Origin of the sequence: Luteimicrobium sp. NPDC057192 (genome assembly GCF_042670205.1) — a bacterium.
Lineage (GTDB): Bacteria > Actinomycetota > Actinomycetes > Actinomycetales > Cellulomonadaceae > Luteimicrobium.
The window spans coordinates 17677-34096 of record NZ_JBHUWD010000018.1; the positions used below are offsets into that span (position 1 = coordinate 17677).

Consider the following 16420-nt stretch of genomic DNA (forward strand, 5'->3'; position numbering starts at 1 on the left):
ACGGCCAGGATGCACCGTGCGCCTGGGCGCGCGCTGAAGAGATCCTGGGGCGGCTCGGACGGCGGGCGGCGCCCGGTGCGTCAGCGCCGCGCGAGGACGGCGCGTGCCTCGTCACGGGCCCAGGCGTCGGCGCGCAGGACGCCGTCGACGCTCGACGCGTCGAGGCCCGCGGCCTCGTGCGCGTCGACCACCCGCGCGATCGTGTCCACGATGTCGAGGAACCCGATCGCGCCGTCGTGGAACGCGTCGACGCACACCTCGTTCGCGGCGTTGTAGACGGCGGGCGCGACACCGCCTTCCGTGCCCACCCGCCGGGCGAGCCCGACGGCCGGGAACTGCTCCTCGTCGAGCGGCGCGAACTCCCACGACGCCGCGCGGGTCCAGTCGATCGGGACGTCCACGTCCGCGAGCCGGTCGGGCCACGACAGCCCGAGCGCGATCGGCACCAGCATGCGCGGCGGGCCGGCCTGCGCGATCGTCGAGCCGTCGTGGAACTCGACCATCGAGTGGATGAGCTGCTGCGGGTGCACGACGACCTCGATCCGGTCGAACGGGACGTCGAAGAGCAGGTGCGCCTCGATGACCTCGAGGCCCTTGTTCACGAGGGTCGCGGAGTTCGTCGTGACGACGCGCCCCATCGCGAAGTTCGGGTGCTGGAGCGCCTCGGCGGGCGTCGCCTTCTTCATCTCGTCGCGCGACCGCCGCAGGAACGGTCCTCCGCTCGCGGTGATCACCAGCCGGCGCACCTCGCCCGGCGCGCCCGAGCGCAACGCCTGTGCGATCGCCGAGTGCTCCGAGTCGACGGGCACGACCTGGCCCGGGCGCCGGACGGCCCCCGTGACCAGGCGGCCCCCGATCACGAGCGACTCCTTGTTCGCGAGAGCCAGCGTGGAGCCGGCCTCCAGCGCCGCGAGGGTCGGCCGCAGGCCCACGGCGCCGGTGATGCCGTTGAGCACGACGTCGCTCCCCCGGCCCGCGGCCTCGGCGGCCGCGTCCGGGCCGTCGAGCACCTCGACGTCGCCCAGCGCGTCCCGCACGACGCGCGCCGCCTCCGGGTCCGCGACGGCCACCGTCCGCACGCCCAGGGCGCGCGCCTGCTGGACGACGAGGCCCGGGTTCGCGCCACCGGCGCTGACGGCCTCCACGTCGAACCGGTCCGGGTTGCGACCGATCACGTCGACGGCCTGGGTGCCGATCGACCCGGTCGAGCCGAGGAGGGTCACGGTGCGCGGGCTGGCGGTCATGTCGTCATCCTCGCAGGCTCCGGGGACGGGTCGGCGCCGTGCGCCGGCGCGGCGGGCTCAGCGCGGCGCGGTCCACTCGAGGGTGTACCGGAAGAACAGCCGGCGGCGAACCCGGGCCCCCGGCAGCACCGTCCGGGCCGCCGCCGCGATCTCGTCGACGGTCTCGGTCGCGTCGCGCACCACCACGGGAGGTGCCGCGGACGAGGCGTCGTCCGCGTCCGGCCTCACGTCGCCGCCCGTGGGACGCACCGCACGCGGGTGCTTGACCAGGCCCACGACCGGGTTGGCGAACGCCGAGACGAGGTCGACGGCCACGTCCCGGCGCGTGGCGACCCGCGCCAGCCCGACGACGAGCAGCCGGCCGCCCGGAGCGAGGAGCCCTCGCGCGTGCTCGAGCGCCGGGACGAGGTCCAGGTGGTGGAGCACCGCGACCATGGTGACGAGGTCGTAGCCGCCCACGCCCGCGGGGACGCGGACGTCCCCGAACGACGCCTCCCGCACGCTCACGCGGCCGTCGGACGCGAACCGCTGCGCGGCCCAGCGCGCGGCGGCGGGGTCCGCGTCGATCGCGTCGACCCGGTCGAACCGGCCCGCGAGAGCGGCGACCAGTCCCCCGAGCCCGCAGCCCACGTCGAGCGCCGCCCGACGACGCCGCGGCAGGCGCCGGAGCACCCAGCCGTGGAAGTGGTCGTTGTGGCTCCACGGGTGGCGCGCGTTGAGCCGCGCGAGAGCGGCCGCGAGCGAGCGCACGGCCGGGCTCGTCGTCGTGCGGTGGCTCACCGGAGCGACGTCACTCGACGCCGAGCAGCACCTCGACGGCCCGCGACAGGTAGGCGTCGACAGGCCCTTCGCCGTACGCGTCCGCCCCGCGGCGACGGCGGAACGTCGCCGCGCGGATCTCGGCGGCGGTGATCGGCACCTGGCGGTCGAAGTAGTCGACGAGACGGTCGAGGAGAGCGTCGACGTCGTCCATGTCGTAGCCCGCCTCGCCGCGGCCGGCCGGCGCGAACTTCTCGCACGCGGGACGGTTCAGGCGCGGGTAGAGGGTGCGCGCCTCCTCGGCGATGCGGTCCATCCAGGCCTGCGGCCCGTGCTGCGTGACGAACGCGCCCCGGTCGCGCACCGAGAACGCCGCCTCGAGGCGGTCCAGCGCGGCGTCGACCTCGTGCGTGTCGTACCCGCCGCGGACGAGCTCGAACGAGACCGCCTGGATGTCCGCGCTCGTGAACGGCCCGGCCTCCCGGCCCTCGTAGACCGCCCGCGCGTAGTCGAAGAAGTCGTCGACCTCGTCGGGGTCGTAGCCGGTCGTGAGCTTCCCCACGGTGCTGAACCTGGACACGTCACTCCTCTTCCGCGGCGAGCTGACCGCACGCGCCGTCGATGTCACTGCCACGGGTGTCCCGGATCGTCGTCGGGATCCCGTGCTCGCGCAATCGTGCCACGAACTCCGCCTCGACCGCGGGGTCGCTCGCGGTCCAGATGGAGCCGGGCGTCGGGTTCAGCGGGATCGGGTTGACGTGGACCCAGCCGCGGCCGCGCGCGTTGAGCTTGTCGCCGAGCAGGTCGGCGCGCCAGGCGTGGTCGTTCATGTCGCGGATGAGCGCGTACTCGATGCTGACGCGACGACCCGTCACCTCGAAGTAGTGCCGGGCCGCGTCGAGCGCCTCGTCGACCGACCAGCGCGTGTTGATCGGCACGAGCTCGGAGCGCAGCTCGTCGTCGGGCGCGTGCAGCGACAGCGCGAGCGTCACCGGGATGCCCTCGTCGGCGAGCTTGCGCATCGCCGGTACGAGGCCGACCGTCGACACGGTCACGTTGCGGGCCGACATCCCGAGGCCCTCCGGCTCCTTGGCGACGAGCGTGCGCACCGTCCCCATGACCGCCTTGTAGTTGGCGAGCGGCTCCCCCATGCCCATGAAGACGAGGTTGTTGAGCCGCGTCGGGCCGCCGGGGACCTCGCCGTCGGCCAGCGAGCGCGCCGCCGAGCGCACCTGCTCGACGATCTCCGCCGTCGACAGGTTGCGCGTCAGGCCGAGCTGGCCGGTCGCGCAGAACGGGCACGCCATGCCGCAGCCCGCCTGGCTCGACACGCAGAGGGTCGTGCGGTGCGTGTACCGCATGAGCACGGACTCGACCTTCGCGCCGTCGAACAGGTGCCAGAGCGTCTTGACCGTCGTGCCGCCGTCCGCCTCGAGCACGCGCGCCTTCTCGAGCAGCGGCGGGAACAGCGTCTCGGCGAGCACGTCGCGCGTCGCGGCCGGGAGGTCCGTCATGGCCTGCGGGTCGGACGTGAGATGCGTGAAGTAGTGCGTCGCGAGCTGCTTGGCGCGGAACGGCTTCTCGCCCAGGTCGACGACGGCCTGCGCCCGCTCCTCGGAAGTGAGGTCCGCGAAGTGGCGTGGCGGCTTGCCACGGCGGGGGGCGGCGAGCTGCAGCGGGGTGCGGCCCGCGGGCGGGGTGACGGTCGGCATGTCGGGGTCCAGACGGTGGTCGGAGGTCGGTCGGGGACGGGCGGGCCGCTGGGGGCGGGTCAGCTCCCCGGGACGGCGGCCGCCAGCAGCACGTACACGAACGGGGCCGTGATGAGCAGCGAGTCGAGGCGGTCCAGGATGCCGCCGTGGCCCGGCAGCAGGCGTCCCATGTCCTTCAAGTCTAGGTCGCGCTTGAGGAGCGACTCGGCGAGGTCGCCGAGCGTCGCCGTGAGGGGCGCGAGCACACCGAGCGCGATGCCGACCCAGGGGTCGGCGTCGAGCAGGTGAGCACCCACCAGGCCGACGACGATCGCGAGCACGAACGAGCCCATGAGGCCCTCGATGCTCTTCTTCGGGCTGACGGTCGGCGCGAGCGGGTGCCGGCCGAACAGGACGCCCGCCACATACCCGCCCGTGTCGCTCGCCACGGCGAGCAGGACGAACAGCGCGACCCGGAGCTCGCCGTCGGGCTCGGCGAGGAGCAGCATGACGAACCCGGCCATGAACGGCAGCCACGCCGTCGCGAACACCCCCGCAGCGGCGTCACGCACGCCCGCCGCCCCCGCCTCGTCGAGCGCGCACCAGACGACGACGCCGCCCACCGTGAGCAGGAACGAGACCATGAGAGCCTCGGAGCCCGAGTAGTAGGACGAGACCAGGATCCCCGCCGTGCCCACGAGCAGCGGGAGCAGCGGCAGGCGGATGTCCTTGAGCTTGAACGCCTGCGCGAGCTCCCAGACCGCGCTACCGACCGCGAGCACCGCGAACGCCACGAAGAACTCGGGACGGAAGACCAGGGACGCTGCGACGACGCCGAGCAGGATCACGCCCACGGCGATCGCGGCCGGGAGGTTCCGGCCCGCCTTGGGGACGGGTGGCGGCGGGTCCTGGAGCGGCACGGGGGCATCCAGGGCCTCGGCAGCCGCGACGGGCGACGCGATCACCGCGGCGAGGTCCACGTTGCCGGGCTCCGGAGCCTCGGGGTCACGGCGCTCGACGTCGTGCGTGCCGCCGTCGGCCGGCTGCGCGCCGAACCCGGACGCGGCCGGGGTCCAGGCCGACGGGTCGGCCCCGTCGCCCGCGTCCGCGGACCCGCGTCGCCGGTACGACGGCGTCGGGCGCTCGGACTTCCTTCGCTTCGCGGCCGCCATCAGACCTCGAGCAGCTCGTTCTCCTTGCCCGCCAGGAGCGCGTCGATCGCGTCGACGTGCTTCTTGGTGAGCGACTCGAGCTCCTTCTCCGCCCGGGCGACCTCGTCCTCGCCCGCCTCGCCGTCACGGACGATGCGGTCGAGCTCCTCCTTGGCGCGACGACGCACGTTGCGCACCGAGACGCGCGCGTCCTCGGCCTTGCCCTTGGCGAGCTTCACGTAGTCGCGGCGACGCTCCTCCGTGAGCGCGGGCAGCACGACGCGGATGACGTTGCCGTCGGTCGCCGGGTTGACGCCCAGGTCCGAGTCGCGGATCGCCTTCTCGATCGCAGGCGTCGCGGTCTTGTCGAACGGCGACACGAGGATGGTCCGCGCCTCGGGCGTGTTGAACGACGCCAGCTGCTGCAGCGGCGTGGGCGCGCCGTAGTAGTCGACGGAGATCTTCGCGAACATCCCGGCGCTCGCCCGGCCCGTGCGGATCCCCGCGAAGTCCTCCTTGGCGACCTCGATCGCCTTGTCCATCTTGTCCTCGGCCTCGAGGAGGGTGTCGTCGATCACCGGTGCTCCTTGGTTCGGTCTGTCGCGGTTCTGGTCTGTGGTCCGTCCGTCCGGGGTCCGCTGCGGACCGCGGTCGAGCGGCTCAGCTCGTCGTGAGCAGCGTGCCGATCTTCTCGCCCACGAGCGCCCGCGTCACGTTGCCGGGCTCGTTCATCCCGAACACGCGCATCTCGACGTCGTTGTCGCGGCACATGCTGAGGGCCGTCGTGTCCATGACGCCGAGGTCCTGGACGAGCGCGTCGGTGTACGTGATGTGGTCGAGCTTGCGCGCCGTCGGGTCGCGGCGCGGGTCCGCCGTGTAGACGCCGTCGACGCCGTTCTTGCCCATGAGGACCTCGTCGCAGTGCGTCTCGAGCGCACGCTGGACGGCGACCGTGTCCGTCGAGAAGTACGGCATGCCCGCGCCGGCGCCGAAGATCACGACGCGGCCCTTCTCGAGGTGACGGATCGCCCGCAGCGGGATGTAGGGCTCGGCGACCTGCCCCATCGCGATCGCGGTCTGGACGCGGGTCTTCACGCCCTGCTGCTCCAGGAAGTCCTGCAGCGCCAGGCAGTTCATGACCGTTCCCAGCATGCCCATGTAGTCCGCACGGGCCCGGTCGAGACCGGACTGGGACAGCTCCGCGCCACGGAAGAAGTTGCCGCCGCCCACGACGATCGCGACCTGGACGCCCTCCGCGACCGCCGCGGCGATCTGCGCCGCGGTCGCCTGCACGACGTCCACCGCGAGCCCCACCTCGCCGCCGCCGAACACCTCGCCCGAGAGCTTGAGGAGGACGCGCCTCGACTTGACCTGACCTGTCGCGGCCACCTCGCCGCCCGTCACGACACCGTCCGTCACGACCTCACCCGTCTTCTCTCGTCGTCTGCGCCCGTCACCGGGAGGGCGCACGTGCCGTCCTGCCTCGGGGTTCCGGTCGTCCTGGTGGTGCCAGGCGCCCGTCCCACCCTAGCGGCGCTGTGCGCCGCGGCCGCGGCGCCGCAGCGCCGCGCGTCCGGTGCGCACCGGGGCCCGGGCCGCTGTGAGAGCGGCGACCCGGGCCCCGGGGTGCGCGTCGGACGTGGGTCGCGCGTCAGCTGCCGACGCGGAACCGGACGAAGCCGAGCAGGTTGCCACCGGTGGCGGCGACGTGCTTGGCGACCGTCGTCTTCGTGTCCTTGGCCAGCGGCTGGTCCACGAGGACGGCGTCCTTGAAGAAGCCGTTCAGGCGGCCCTCGACGATCTTCGGCAGCGCGGCCTCGGGCTTGCCCTCGGCGATCGACACCTCGCGGGCGATCTCGCGCTCCTTGTCGACGACGTCCGCGGGGACGTCCTCGCGGGACAGGTACGTCGGGGCCATGGCCGCGATGTGCTGCGCGACGTCCTTGGCGACCGGCTCGGCCGCCTCGTCCGTGGCGACGACCACGCCGATCGACGGCGGGAGGTCCTTGGCCGTCTTGTGCAGGTACGTCGTGACCTTGGGGGCCTCGACGCGCGCCACGCGGCGCAGCACGACCTTCTCGCCCATGGTCGCGCCCTGGGCGGCGATCGTGTCGGCGACGGTGCCCTCGGCGGCCGGGGCCGCGAGCGCCGACTCGGCGTCGGTCGCACCAGCGGCCGCGGCGGCCTCGAGGACGGCGTCGGCCAGCGCGATGAACTTCTCGTTCTTGACGACGAAGTCCGTCTCGGCGTCGAGCTCGATCAGCGTGGCGACCTGGCCGGCGGCGGTGTCCTCGACCTTGACGGCGACGAGGCCCTCGGTCGTGGCGTTGCCCTCGCGCTTGGCGGCACGCGCCAGGCCCTTCTTGCGGATGATCTCGATCGCCTTGTCGGCGTTGCCGTCGGCCTCGTCGAGCGCCTTCTTGACGTCGAGCATGCCGGCACCGGTGCGCTCGCGCAGCGCCTTGATGTCAGCGGCGGTGTAGTTCGCCATGTCTGTTCCTTCGGCTGGTCGGACGCCCGGCGCGGGCCGGGCGATGCGTGGGGCGGGACGAGCCCGCGGGACGGGGGTGCGCCGCACGGTCAGCGCGGCGCACCCGTCACGTCACTTCGCGTCGGCGTCGCCCTCGGCCGGGGCGGCGGTCTCCTCGGCGGCGGCCTCGGCCGGAGCCTCGGCGGCGGGCGCCTCAGCAGCAGCCTCCTCGGCGGCGGGCGCCTCGGCAGCGGCCTCCTCGGCGGCCGGCGAGTCCGCCGGAGCCTCGGCGACGGCGGTCGCGGCGGCGGCCTCGTCCTGCTCGAGCTGCTTCTCGGCGCCGGCGAGGAGCTCACGCTCCCACTCGGCGAGCGGCTCGGCGTCGGCGTCCGGACCGGCCTCGGTCGTGGCGCGGCCCGAGTGGCGCTGCAGCAGGCCCTCGGCGACGGCGTCGGCGACCACGCGGGTCAGGAGCGTCACGGCGCGGATCGCGTCGTCGTTGCCCGGGATCGGGAAGTCGACGACGTCGGGGTCGCAGTTGGTGTCGAGGATCGCGACGACCGGGATCCCGAGCTTGCGCGCCTCGTCGACCGCGAGGTGCTCCTTGTTCGTGTCGACGATCCACACGGCCGAGGGAACCTTGGCCATGTCGCGGATGCCGCCGAGGGTGCGGGCGAGCTTGTCCTTCTCGCGACGCAGGACCAGGAGCTCCTTCTTGGTGAGGCCCGAGCCGGCGACGTCGTCGAAGTCGATCTCCTCGAGCTCCTTGAGGCGCTGGAGACGCTTGTGCACCGTGGTGAAGTTGGTGAGCATGCCGCCCAGCCAGCGGTGGTTCACGTACGGCATGCCGACGCGCGCGGCCTGCTCGGCGACGGGCTCCTGCGCCTGCTTCTTGGTGCCGACGAAGAGGATCGACCCACCGTGGGCGACCGTCTCCTTGACGAACTCGAACGCGCGGTCGATGTACGACAGCGACTGCTGGAGGTCGACGATGTAGATGCCGTTGCGCTCCGTGAGGATGTGGCGCTTCATCTTCGGGTTCCAGCGGCGGGTCTGGTGCCCGAAGTGGACACCGCTCTCGAGGAGCTGGCGCATGGTCACGACGGCCATGGCACGTCCTTTCGTCGTGCGCCGCGAGTCCCTCGCCGTGCGCACGGGTTGCGCGGCCCTCGCGGGGAGGACCGCTGTTCCGGTTGTCGACGCCGGCCGGTCGGCCGTCGTCCCTGGCACCACGCGGCGGGACGCCACCGGGTCCTGTCCGAGGACGGGTTCCGGAAGACCGTCGCCCACGCCGCGGCTCCGGTGCGAGCGGCGCGGCGGACGACGTCCGGCGGGCTGCGCGCGCGCCGACGGGAAGCCGGCAACGGGAGCGTGTTGTGGTGCGCGATGTCATGCGCAGGGCGCATGCGCCGACAAGTCTACCGGATCGCGGACCTGCGCCGGTGCCCGTCCGGGCGGGCCCTGCGCCGTCCCCCGCGCCCGCCCGCACGGCCGTCGTCCACAGGGGCGGTCCGGGCGCGCGCACCGGTCGCGCGGGCCCGGCACGCTGGCCCGATGACGCTCCCCCTGCCCGCCGGCCCGGCCCGCCGGGCGCCTCGTCCGACGCGGCGTGCGGCGGCCGTCCTCGCTGCCGTCGTCGCGCTGGGACCGGCGCTCGGGTCCGCCGCGGGCGCCGCCGAGCCTCCCTCGACCGCGGTCCGGGTCCCGGCGACGGCGCCGCTCGGCGCAGCCGCGCGGGCGGCACCCGTCACCGAAGCGCCCGGCTCGTCGACGACGCCCGACGCGCGGTACCGCGTCCCGGTGCCCGGCGGTGTGCTGCGCGCGTTCGACCCGCCGGCCGTGCGCTGGGGCTCCGGGCACCGGGGGGTGGACCTCGCCGCGTCCGCCGGCGACGTCGTGCGGGCGCCCGCGGCCGGGGTCGTGGCGTTCGCCGGCTCCGTCGCGGGGCGGCGGGTGCTGACGCTCCAGCACGACGACGGGCTGCGCAGCTCGTTCGAGCCCGTCACGACCGACCTGCGCGTGGGCGACCGCGTGCGGGTGGGCGACGCCGTCGCGACGCTCGACGCCGCCGGTCCGGGCGGTCACTGCCTGCCGCGCTCGTGCCTGCACTGGGGCGTGCGCCGCGGCGAGACCTACCTCGACCCGATGGCGCTCGTCGCGAGCGACCCGATCGTCCTGCTCCCGCTCGGCTGAGGCCTCCGGCCGCGGTCAGGCGCGGGGGAACGCCTGGCTGTACGAGGAGCGCAGCCGCTCGGCGCTGACGTGCGTGTAGCGCTGGGTCGTCGCGAGGCTCGCGTGCCCCAGGACCTCCTGGACGCTGCGCAGGTCGGAGCCGCCCTCGAGCAGGTGGGTCGCGGCCGTGTGCCGCAGCGCGTGCGGGGCGAGGTCGGGCACGCCGGCGTCGGCGGCGAGGCGGTGGACCGCGTCGCGGGCCCGCCGCTGGTCCCAGCGGCCCCCGCGGTCCCCGAGCAGCAGGGCAGCCCCGCTGGCCGCGGAGACGAAGGCGGGCCGCCCGGCCCCGAGCCAGCGTTCGACCGCCCGCGCGGCCGGGACACCGAACGGCACGACCCGCTCCTTGCGGCCCTTGCCCAGCACGCGGACGGTCCGGGTGGTCAGCTCGAGGTCGTCGACGTCGACGGACACGAGCTCCCCCACCCGCAGGCCCGTCGCGTACAGCAGCTCGACGGTGACCCAGTCGCGCAGCGCCGCCGGGCCGCCGTCGGCCGCGAGCGCCCCGGCGTGCTCGACGAGGGTGCGGGCCGCGTCGACCGACAGCACCTGCGGGAGGTGGCGGTCGACCTTCGGGGAGCGCAGGCGGGACGCCGGGTCCTGGGGCGTGCGCCCCGTGCTCGTCGTCCAGGCGAAGAACGCGCGGGCGGCGGCGCTCCGGCGGGCGAGCGTCGTGCGCGCGTGACCGGTCGCGGCGAGGTCGGCGAGCCAGGCGCGCAGCAGCTGCAGGCCGACGTCGCGGGGCGCGCCGGCCCCGTGGGCCGCGGCGAACGCCGCGAGCCCCGCGAGGTCACCGGCGTACGCGCGGGCGGTGTGCACGCTCGCCCCACGCTCGAGGTCGAGGTGCCGGACGAACGCCTCGATCGCGGCGTCGAACCCGGCGTCCTCGTCCGGGCTCGGGCCCAGGACCGGGGTCTGCGGTGCACTCACGCCCCCAGCGTCACGGAGCCGCGCGTCCGGGGCAAGGCGCCGCGCGGAGGGCGGACGGGGGGCGGCGCGAGCCGGCGCTGCACCCTCCGCGGCGCGGGGACCGGACGTCGGCGCGTCGCTCATCGGGACGGGCGCGGGATGCGCCTCCAGGCGCCGGCCTCCTGCACCGCGAACCCCGCGAGCTCGAGCAGCCCGAGACCGCCACGGGTCTCGTCGAGCGCGAGCCCCGCGGCCCGGGCGATCGAGCCGACGTCCGCCGCGCGGCGCACCGGGAGCGCGTCGAACAGGCGTCGCCCGACGCCGTCGAGGTCGTCCAGATCCTCGGCACCCGGTCGCCCACCACCCTGGCGGGCATCGGCCCCCGACGTCCCGCCGCCCTCGCCGGCAGGCAGGGCGAGCTCGGCCACCTCGTCGGCGTCGGTGACGCAGACCGCCATCCCGTCCCGCAGGAGCCGGTGGCAGCCGCCGGACGCCATCGAGGTGACGGGCCCGGGCACGGCGCCGACCGGCCGGAGCAGCTCGGCGGCGCGCGTCGCGGTCGAGAGCGCGCCGGACCGCCAGGCCGCCTCCACGACGACCGTCGCGCGGGCGGTCGCTGCGATCAGCCGGTTGCGCAGCAGGAACCGGACGCGGCTCGGCACCGATCCCGGCGGCACCTCGCTCACGACGGCCCCGCCCGCGTCGATCACGCCGCGCAGCAGGTCGGCGTTCCCGGCCGGGTAGAGCCGGTCGACGCCGCCCGCGAGGAACGCGACGGTCGGGCCGCCCGCCGCCAGCGCCGCGCGGTGAGCGGCGGCGTCGATGCCGTAGGCGCCGCCCGAGACGACCGTGATGCCGCGTCCGGCGAGCCCGTGCGCGAGCTCGGCCGCGACGTGCCGCCCGTACTCCGTGCACGCCCGCGCCCCGACGACGGCCACCGACCGCGCCGAGAGAACCTCGAGATCGGGTGCGCCCCGCACCCACAGGCATTGCGGTCCGCCCGCACCGAGGTCGTCGAGCGCGCGCGGCCAGCGGGGATCGCCCGGCAGGAGGAGCGTCCCGCCGAGGAGGTCGAGTGCGCGCAGCTCGCGTCGGGGGTCGAGCCCGCGCGTGCGCGGGGCCCAGCGGGACACGGCGCGCAGCAGCCGCGCGGGGGCCAGGTCGGCCGGCAGGTCGGGCCGGTCGGCGTGCAGCCGGCGGATCGCGCCCTCGGCGACGTCGGGGCCCGGGGCTGCGCCCAGCAGCCAGCCCAGCGCCGCCGCGGGCCCGAGCGCCCGTACGAGGTGCCCGGCGGCCGTGTCCGACGGCTCGACGACCCGGCTCCAGGCGGCCGCGACCGCGCGCGGGTCGCCGAGGTCGACCACGCCGTCAGCCACGGTGGCCCCGGGTCCGGAGCGTGAGGGCGCGCCCGACGTCGGTGCGGCTCGGCGCCTCGCGGCCCGCGAGGTCGGCCAGCGTCCAGGCGAGCCGCAGCACACGGTCCGCGCCCCGCAGGCTCAGGGAGCCCCGCTCGAGCGCGCGGTCGACGTCGACGAGGAGCCCCGGCGCCGCGCCGAGCCGCTCGCGCAGCCACGACCCCGGCACCTCGCCGTTGAGGGTCCACGGCGTGCCGCGCAGCCGCTCGGCCGAGGCCGCTCGGGCCGCGGCGACCCGGCCCGCGACGGTCGCGCTCGGCTCGCCCCGCTCGGACCGGTCGACGGCGCTCACGCGCGGCAGCTCGACCTGCACGTCCACCCGGTCCAGCAACGGCCCCGACAGGCGCGCGAGGTAGCGCCGACGCTCAATGGGGGTGCAGGTGCAGTCGAGCCCCTTGCCGACGGCCTTGCCGCACGGGCAGGGGTTGGCGGCGAGGACGAGCTGGAACCGCGCCGGGTAGCGTGCCGTCCCCGCCGCGCGGTGGATGACGATCTCCCCGTGCTCGAGCGGTTGGCGCAGCGTCTCGAGGACGCGCGACCCGAAGTGGGGGACCTCGTCCAGGAAGAGCACACCGCGGTGCGCGCGGGACGCGGCGCCCGGGCGCGGCAGACCCGAGCCTCCCCCGACGACGGACGCGGGCGTGGCGGTGTGGTGCGGGTCCTCGAAGGGCGGCCGCCGCACCAGCCCCTGCGCCGCGTCGAGGGTCCCGGCGACCGAGTGGATCGCGGTCACCTCGACGGCTGCCGCCTCGTCGAGGTCCGGCAGGATGCCGGGCAGCCGGGACGCGAGCATCGTCTTGCCCGCGCCGGGCGGGCCGACCATGAGCAGGTGGTGGCCGCCCGCGGCCGCGACCTCGAGCGCCGCGCGCGCCTCCGACTGCCCGAGGACGTCCGTGAGGTCGCCCGCCACGCCGGGGGCCGCGCGGCGGACGGCCGGGGCGTCGTCCAGCGGGTCGGGAAGCTCGTCGACCTCGGCGCCGTAGTGCGCGGCCAGCTCTGCCAGGTGCCGGACGCCCAGCACCTCGGCGCCCGGCACGAGCCGGGCCTCGTCGGCGTCCTGCGCGGGCACCACGACGCGTGGGTACCCGGCGGCGACGGCCGCGGCCACCGCGGGCAGGACGCCTCGTACCCGGTGGACGCGGCCGTCGAGGCCCAGCTCGCCCAGGTGGACGACCTGCTGGGGCCGGGCGTCGTCAACGAGCCGCGCGCCCGCGAGCATCGCCACCGCGATCGCGAGGTCGAAGCCGGAGCCGGTCTTGGGCAGCGCCGCGGGCGACAGGTTGACCGTGATCTTCTTGTTGGGCCACGCGAGCCCCGACGACGTCACGGCGGCGCGCACCCGGTCGCGCGACTCGCTGAGCGCGGCGTCGGGCAGGCCGACGAGCGTGAAGCCGGGCACCGACGCGGCGAGGTGCGCCTGCACCTCGACCAGGTGACCCGCGAGCCCGACCAGCGCGACGGCGCGCGTCGTGCCGAGGCCGCTCACGCGACGTCCTCGAGGTGCTCGATCCGCGCCGCGCCGGCCCGGGGTAGCTGCACCGCGACGACGTCGATGCGGACGGACCGGTACCGGACGTCCGGGTGCGCGCTCAGCCAGCCCGCGGCCAGGCGCCGCAGGCGGGCCAGCTTCACCGGTGTCACCGCCTCCGCGGGATGCCCGAACCCGAGGCCGCGCCGGGTCTTGACCTCGACCACGACGAGCACGTCCCCGTCGAGCGCGACCAGGTCGAGCTCACCGCCCGGTCCTCGCCAGTTGCGGTCGACGACCCGCCAGCCGCGCCCCTCCACGTGGCGCGCCGCCACCTTCTCGCCGTACCGTCCGACCGCGTCCTTCGCCCGCACGGGCCTCACCTCCGCGGGCCAGCCTGCCGAGGGGACGGGCGCGCGTGCGGCGGCCGGTACGGACGCTGTGCGCAAGCGGGCGGGGCCGCCACCTTGTGGTCAGCGCCCGCGCGGGACGTCCGCTACAGCTGGAGCTCCGCCTTGGCGAGCTCCTCGACGTTCACGTCCTTGAACGTCACGACCCGCACCGACTTCACGAAGCGCGCCGACCGGTACACGTCCCACACCCACGCGTCCGCGAGCCGCAGCTCGAAGTAGACCTCACCCGCCGCGGACCGCACCTGCAGGTCCACGTGGTTCGCCAGGTAGAAGCGTCGCTCGGTCTCCACCACGTACGAGAACAGTCCGACGACGTCCCGGTACTCGCGGTAGAGCGCGAGCTCCATCTCGGTCTCGTAGTTCTCGAGGTCCTCCGCACTCACGCGTCCATCATGGACCATCGAGGAGCCGGGAGGCGCCGTCGTCCGCGCGAGTCGGGCCCGCGTCCGCCGCCCGACCCGGCAGCGCCGGCTCGCCGGCCACCGGGCCCGACGACGTCACACCGGGCAGGTTCCAGCTCGTCCGGTGGAGCGCGCTGGGGCCGTGCGCCTCGAGCGCCCGGACGTGCGCGGCCGTCGCGTAGCCCTTGTTCTGCTGCCACTCGTACGCGGGGTGCTCGGCCGCGAGGTCGCGCATGAGGGCGTCGCGCTCGCACTTCGCGAGCACGCTCGCGGCGGCGACCGACGCGCACTGCACGTCGGCCTTGACGAGCGTCCGCACGCCCAGGGGTGGGACGGGCGCCGGGAGGGACGCGGGGTCGAGCGTCCGGTAGGCGCGGGCGCCCGGCAGCGCCACGCCCGAGGGGACGACGTCGGCGAGATCCGGCGGTTCGAGCTCGCCCAGGACGTCGAGCAGGTCCGGCTGGGGGTCGGACAGCCAGTCGTGCGAGCCGTCGAGGAGCACGGCGTCGACCTCGATGCCGGCGGCCGCCACCGTGGCCAGCGCACGCCGGCCCGCGAGCCGGAGGCCGCCGATGATGCCGACCTCGTCGATCTCGGCGCTGCTCGCGTGCCCCACGGCCCAGGCCACGCCCCAGCGGCGGACGCGCGGCACCATCTCCTCGCGCGACGCGGGTGCCAGGAGCTTGGAGTCGGTCAGGCCGCGCGGCGCCCGACGCGTCGTCGCGTCGACCACGACCACCCCGACGGTCACCGGCCCGGCGAGCGCGCCCCGCCCGACCTCGTCCATGCCCGCGACCGTGCGCGCGCCCGTCTCGAACCACGCCGTCTCGCGCTTGAGGTGCGCGGTGCGCACGCGAGCCGCCGGACGACTCGACGTCGTCCGGGTGGTGCGGGCGGGCGTCGTCGTCACGGGTTCGGCACGTCCTCGAAGGTGTCGCCGGGGTTCCGCAGGAGGCCGGCGTCGGACAGGGGCCACACCTTGATGAAGGCCGTCCCGACGACGTCGTCCATCGGGACGAACCCACCGCCCGGCTTACCCGTGTTGTAGCGCGAGTCGCTCGAGTCCTGGCGGTTGTCGCCCATGACGAACAACGAACCCGCCGGGACCTTGTGGCTGAATGCGTCCTGGCTCGGCTCCGACCCCGGCTTGAGGTACGGCTCGTCGATCGCGACGCCGTTCACCGTGACGGGCTTGCCGGGGCCCGCGCACGCGACGGTGTCGCCCGGGAGGCCGATGACGCGCTTGATGAGGTGACCGACCGCGTCGTTCGGCCGCAGCCCCACGAACGTGAGCGCGTCGACGACCGCGTTGCCCACCGGCCCGTGGTCGGCCTTCTCCTGGGCGGGCAGCCAGTCGCCCGGGTCCTTGAACACGATGACGTCGCCACGGTGCAGGTCGAGGTGCGACGGGACGAGGCGGGAGACCATCACCCGGTCGCCGATCTGGAGCGTGTCCTCCATGGACTCGCTCGGGATGTAGAACGCCTGGACCAGGAACGTCTTGATGAGCCACGACAGGACGAGGGCCGCGACGACGATGATCGCGGTCTCGCGCAGCACCGACGACCGGCGCGGTGCCGCCGCCGTGGGCCGCGACGCCCCGCCGCCGTCACCGTCGGAACCACCGGAGCGCTCCGTCTCGGGTGAGGCCGGCTGGGCGGTGCCCGGGACGGGCTGGGCGTCGTCGGACGACGTGGATGGGGTCACGCGCCAACTGTGCCATCCCCACCTGTGACGGGCGAAACGCGGGTCACCCCGCGGACCGCACGACCCGGGACGCACGACGGGCGGCCGTCCGGAGAGGACGACCGCCCGTCTGAGATGCTGCAGGGGTGCTGCGAGGCCTTACTTGGAAGGCGTGGTCTCGCGCTTCTCCTTGATCTTGGCCTTCTTGCCGCGGAGCTTGCGCAGGTAGTACAGCTTGGCGCGGCGCACGTCACCGCGCGTGACGACCTCGATGGTGTCGATCTGCGGGGAGTGCACGGGGAACGTGCGCTCCACGCCGACACCGAAGCTGATCTTGCGCACGGTGAACGTCTCGCGGACGCCGCCGCCCTGGCGGGCGATGACGACGCCCTGGAACGCCTGGACGCGGGAGCGGTTGCCCTCGACGACCTTGACGTTGACCTTGAGGGTGTCGCCGGCGCGGAATGCCGGGACGTCGCTGCGCAGCGAGGCTGCGTCGACGCTGTCGAGCGTGTGCATGTCGGTCTCCTGGCCTGCCACGGGTCAGGTCCGATCTCGTGGCCGTCGGCGGGCGTGCCGCGGAC

18 protein-coding genes are annotated in these 16420 nt (G+C 75.1%); 1 reads left to right on the forward strand and 17 read right to left on the reverse strand.

All coding sequences use genetic code 11. From position 1 onward, the window contains the following. Positions 1 to 80: 80 nt before the first annotated feature. From dxr to rpsB, 9 genes are all read right to left on the reverse strand, one after another. Positions 81 to 1244, reverse strand: a complete 1164-nt coding sequence (gene dxr, locus ACFT5B_RS10155) for a 1-deoxy-D-xylulose-5-phosphate reductoisomerase (protein WP_386797884.1) — start codon at positions 1242 to 1244, stop codon at positions 81 to 83. A gap of 57 nt (positions 1245 to 1301) precedes the next feature. After that, the gene (locus ACFT5B_RS10160) at positions 1302 to 2024 is read right to left on the reverse strand and encodes a class I SAM-dependent methyltransferase (protein WP_386797885.1); all 723 of its coding nucleotides are present in this window, start codon (positions 2022 to 2024) and stop codon (positions 1302 to 1304) included. 10 nt (positions 2025 to 2034) lie between these two features. Further along, complete coding sequence (locus ACFT5B_RS10165) at positions 2035 to 2583, reverse strand: DivIVA domain-containing protein (RefSeq protein ID WP_386797886.1); 549 nt, start codon at positions 2581 to 2583, stop codon at positions 2035 to 2037. A gap of 1 nt (position 2584) precedes the next feature. Then, positions 2585 to 3715: a 23S rRNA (adenine(2503)-C(2))-methyltransferase RlmN gene (rlmN, locus tag ACFT5B_RS10170; protein ID WP_386797887.1), complete on the reverse strand. Its 1131-nt coding sequence runs from the start codon at positions 3713 to 3715 to the stop codon at positions 2585 to 2587. 59 nt (positions 3716 to 3774) lie between these two features. Then, the gene (locus tag ACFT5B_RS10175) at positions 3775 to 4866 is read right to left on the reverse strand and encodes a phosphatidate cytidylyltransferase (RefSeq protein WP_386797888.1); all 1092 of its coding nucleotides are present in this window, start codon (positions 4864 to 4866) and stop codon (positions 3775 to 3777) included. Next, positions 4866 to 5423 carry a ribosome recycling factor gene (gene frr / locus ACFT5B_RS10180; protein WP_386797889.1) on the reverse strand — a complete coding sequence of 186 codons (558 nt, stop codon included), beginning with the start codon at positions 5421 to 5423 and terminating at the stop codon, positions 4866 to 4868. The genes ACFT5B_RS10175 and frr overlap by 1 nt, the downstream gene beginning before the upstream one ends. An 82-nt stretch (positions 5424 to 5505) precedes the next feature. After that, the gene (pyrH, locus tag ACFT5B_RS10185; RefSeq protein WP_386797890.1) at positions 5506 to 6264 is read right to left on the reverse strand and encodes a UMP kinase; all 759 of its coding nucleotides are present in this window, start codon (positions 6262 to 6264) and stop codon (positions 5506 to 5508) included. Positions 6265 to 6496: 232 nt separating this feature from the next. Then, positions 6497 to 7336 (reverse strand): translation elongation factor Ts, encoded by an 840-nt coding sequence (gene tsf / locus ACFT5B_RS10190; protein ID WP_386797891.1) that lies wholly within the window; start codon positions 7334 to 7336, stop codon positions 6497 to 6499. Positions 7337 to 7447: 111 nt separating this feature from the next. Further along, positions 7448 to 8425 carry a 30S ribosomal protein S2 gene (gene rpsB / locus ACFT5B_RS10195; RefSeq protein WP_386797892.1) on the reverse strand — a complete coding sequence of 326 codons (978 nt, stop codon included), beginning with the start codon at positions 8423 to 8425 and terminating at the stop codon, positions 7448 to 7450. Positions 8426 to 8869: 444 nt separating this feature from the next. Between rpsB and ACFT5B_RS10200 the strand changes: the two genes are divergently transcribed. Beyond that, on the forward strand, positions 8870 to 9508 hold the full coding sequence (locus ACFT5B_RS10200) for a murein hydrolase activator EnvC family protein (RefSeq protein ID WP_386797893.1): 639 nt from the start codon (positions 8870 to 8872) through the stop codon (positions 9506 to 9508). A 15-nt stretch (positions 9509 to 9523) separates the two neighbouring features. Here the strand turns inward: ACFT5B_RS10200 and ACFT5B_RS10205 are convergent, their stop codons facing one another. From ACFT5B_RS10205 to rplS, 8 genes are all read right to left on the reverse strand, one after another. Continuing rightward, positions 9524 to 10474 carry a tyrosine recombinase XerC gene (locus tag ACFT5B_RS10205; protein ID WP_386797894.1) on the reverse strand — a complete coding sequence of 317 codons (951 nt, stop codon included), beginning with the start codon at positions 10472 to 10474 and terminating at the stop codon, positions 9524 to 9526. A gap of 119 nt (positions 10475 to 10593) precedes the next feature. Beyond that, positions 10594 to 11829 carry a DNA-processing protein DprA gene (gene dprA / locus ACFT5B_RS10210; RefSeq protein ID WP_386797895.1) on the reverse strand — a complete coding sequence of 412 codons (1236 nt, stop codon included), beginning with the start codon at positions 11827 to 11829 and terminating at the stop codon, positions 10594 to 10596. After that, the gene (locus ACFT5B_RS10215) at positions 11822 to 13354 is read right to left on the reverse strand and encodes a YifB family Mg chelatase-like AAA ATPase (RefSeq protein WP_386797896.1); all 1533 of its coding nucleotides are present in this window, start codon (positions 13352 to 13354) and stop codon (positions 11822 to 11824) included. Before ACFT5B_RS10215 ends, dprA begins: the two co-directional genes overlap by 8 nt. Further along, positions 13351 to 13710 carry a YraN family protein gene (locus tag ACFT5B_RS10220; protein ID WP_386797897.1) on the reverse strand — a complete coding sequence of 120 codons (360 nt, stop codon included), beginning with the start codon at positions 13708 to 13710 and terminating at the stop codon, positions 13351 to 13353. The genes ACFT5B_RS10215 and ACFT5B_RS10220 overlap by 4 nt, the downstream gene beginning before the upstream one ends. Positions 13711 to 13832: 122 nt before the next feature. Next, positions 13833 to 14132: a DUF2469 domain-containing protein gene (locus ACFT5B_RS10225; RefSeq protein WP_036951525.1), complete on the reverse strand. Its 300-nt coding sequence runs from the start codon at positions 14130 to 14132 to the stop codon at positions 13833 to 13835. Between the two features lie 7 nt (positions 14133 to 14139). After that, positions 14140 to 15060: a ribonuclease HII gene (locus tag ACFT5B_RS10230; protein WP_386797898.1), complete on the reverse strand. Its 921-nt coding sequence runs from the start codon at positions 15058 to 15060 to the stop codon at positions 14140 to 14142. Continuing rightward, on the reverse strand, positions 15057 to 15857 hold the full coding sequence (gene lepB, locus ACFT5B_RS10235; RefSeq protein WP_386797899.1) for a signal peptidase I: 801 nt from the start codon (positions 15855 to 15857) through the stop codon (positions 15057 to 15059). The genes ACFT5B_RS10230 and lepB overlap by 4 nt, the downstream gene beginning before the upstream one ends. A gap of 138 nt (positions 15858 to 15995) precedes the next feature. Further along, on the reverse strand, positions 15996 to 16355 hold the full coding sequence (gene rplS, locus ACFT5B_RS10240) for a 50S ribosomal protein L19 (protein ID WP_386797900.1): 360 nt from the start codon (positions 16353 to 16355) through the stop codon (positions 15996 to 15998). Positions 16356 to 16420: the final 65 nt, after the last annotated feature.

Excerpts from the sequence above, each read along its gene's own strand:
- dxr (WP_386797884.1), bottom strand. The coding sequence starts at position 1,244 with ATGACCGCCAGCCCGCGCACCGTGACCCTCCTCGGCTCGACCGGGTCG.
- rlmN (WP_386797887.1), bottom strand. The coding sequence starts at position 3,715 with ATGCCGACCGTCACCCCGCCCGCGGGCCGCACCCCGCTGCAGCTCGCC.
- ACFT5B_RS10175 (WP_386797888.1), bottom strand. The coding sequence starts at position 4,866 with ATGGCGGCCGCGAAGCGAAGGAAGTCCGAGCGCCCGACGCCGTCGTAC.
- tsf (WP_386797891.1), bottom strand. The coding sequence starts at position 7,336 with ATGGCGAACTACACCGCCGCTGACATCAAGGCGCTGCGCGAGCGCACC.
- rpsB (WP_386797892.1), bottom strand. The coding sequence starts at position 8,425 with ATGGCCGTCGTGACCATGCGCCAGCTCCTCGAGAGCGGTGTCCACTTC.
- ACFT5B_RS10200 (WP_386797893.1), top strand. The coding sequence starts at position 8,870 with ATGACGCTCCCCCTGCCCGCCGGCCCGGCCCGCCGGGCGCCTCGTCCG.
- rplS (WP_386797900.1), bottom strand. The coding sequence starts at position 16,355 with ATGCACACGCTCGACAGCGTCGACGCAGCCTCGCTGCGCAGCGACGTC.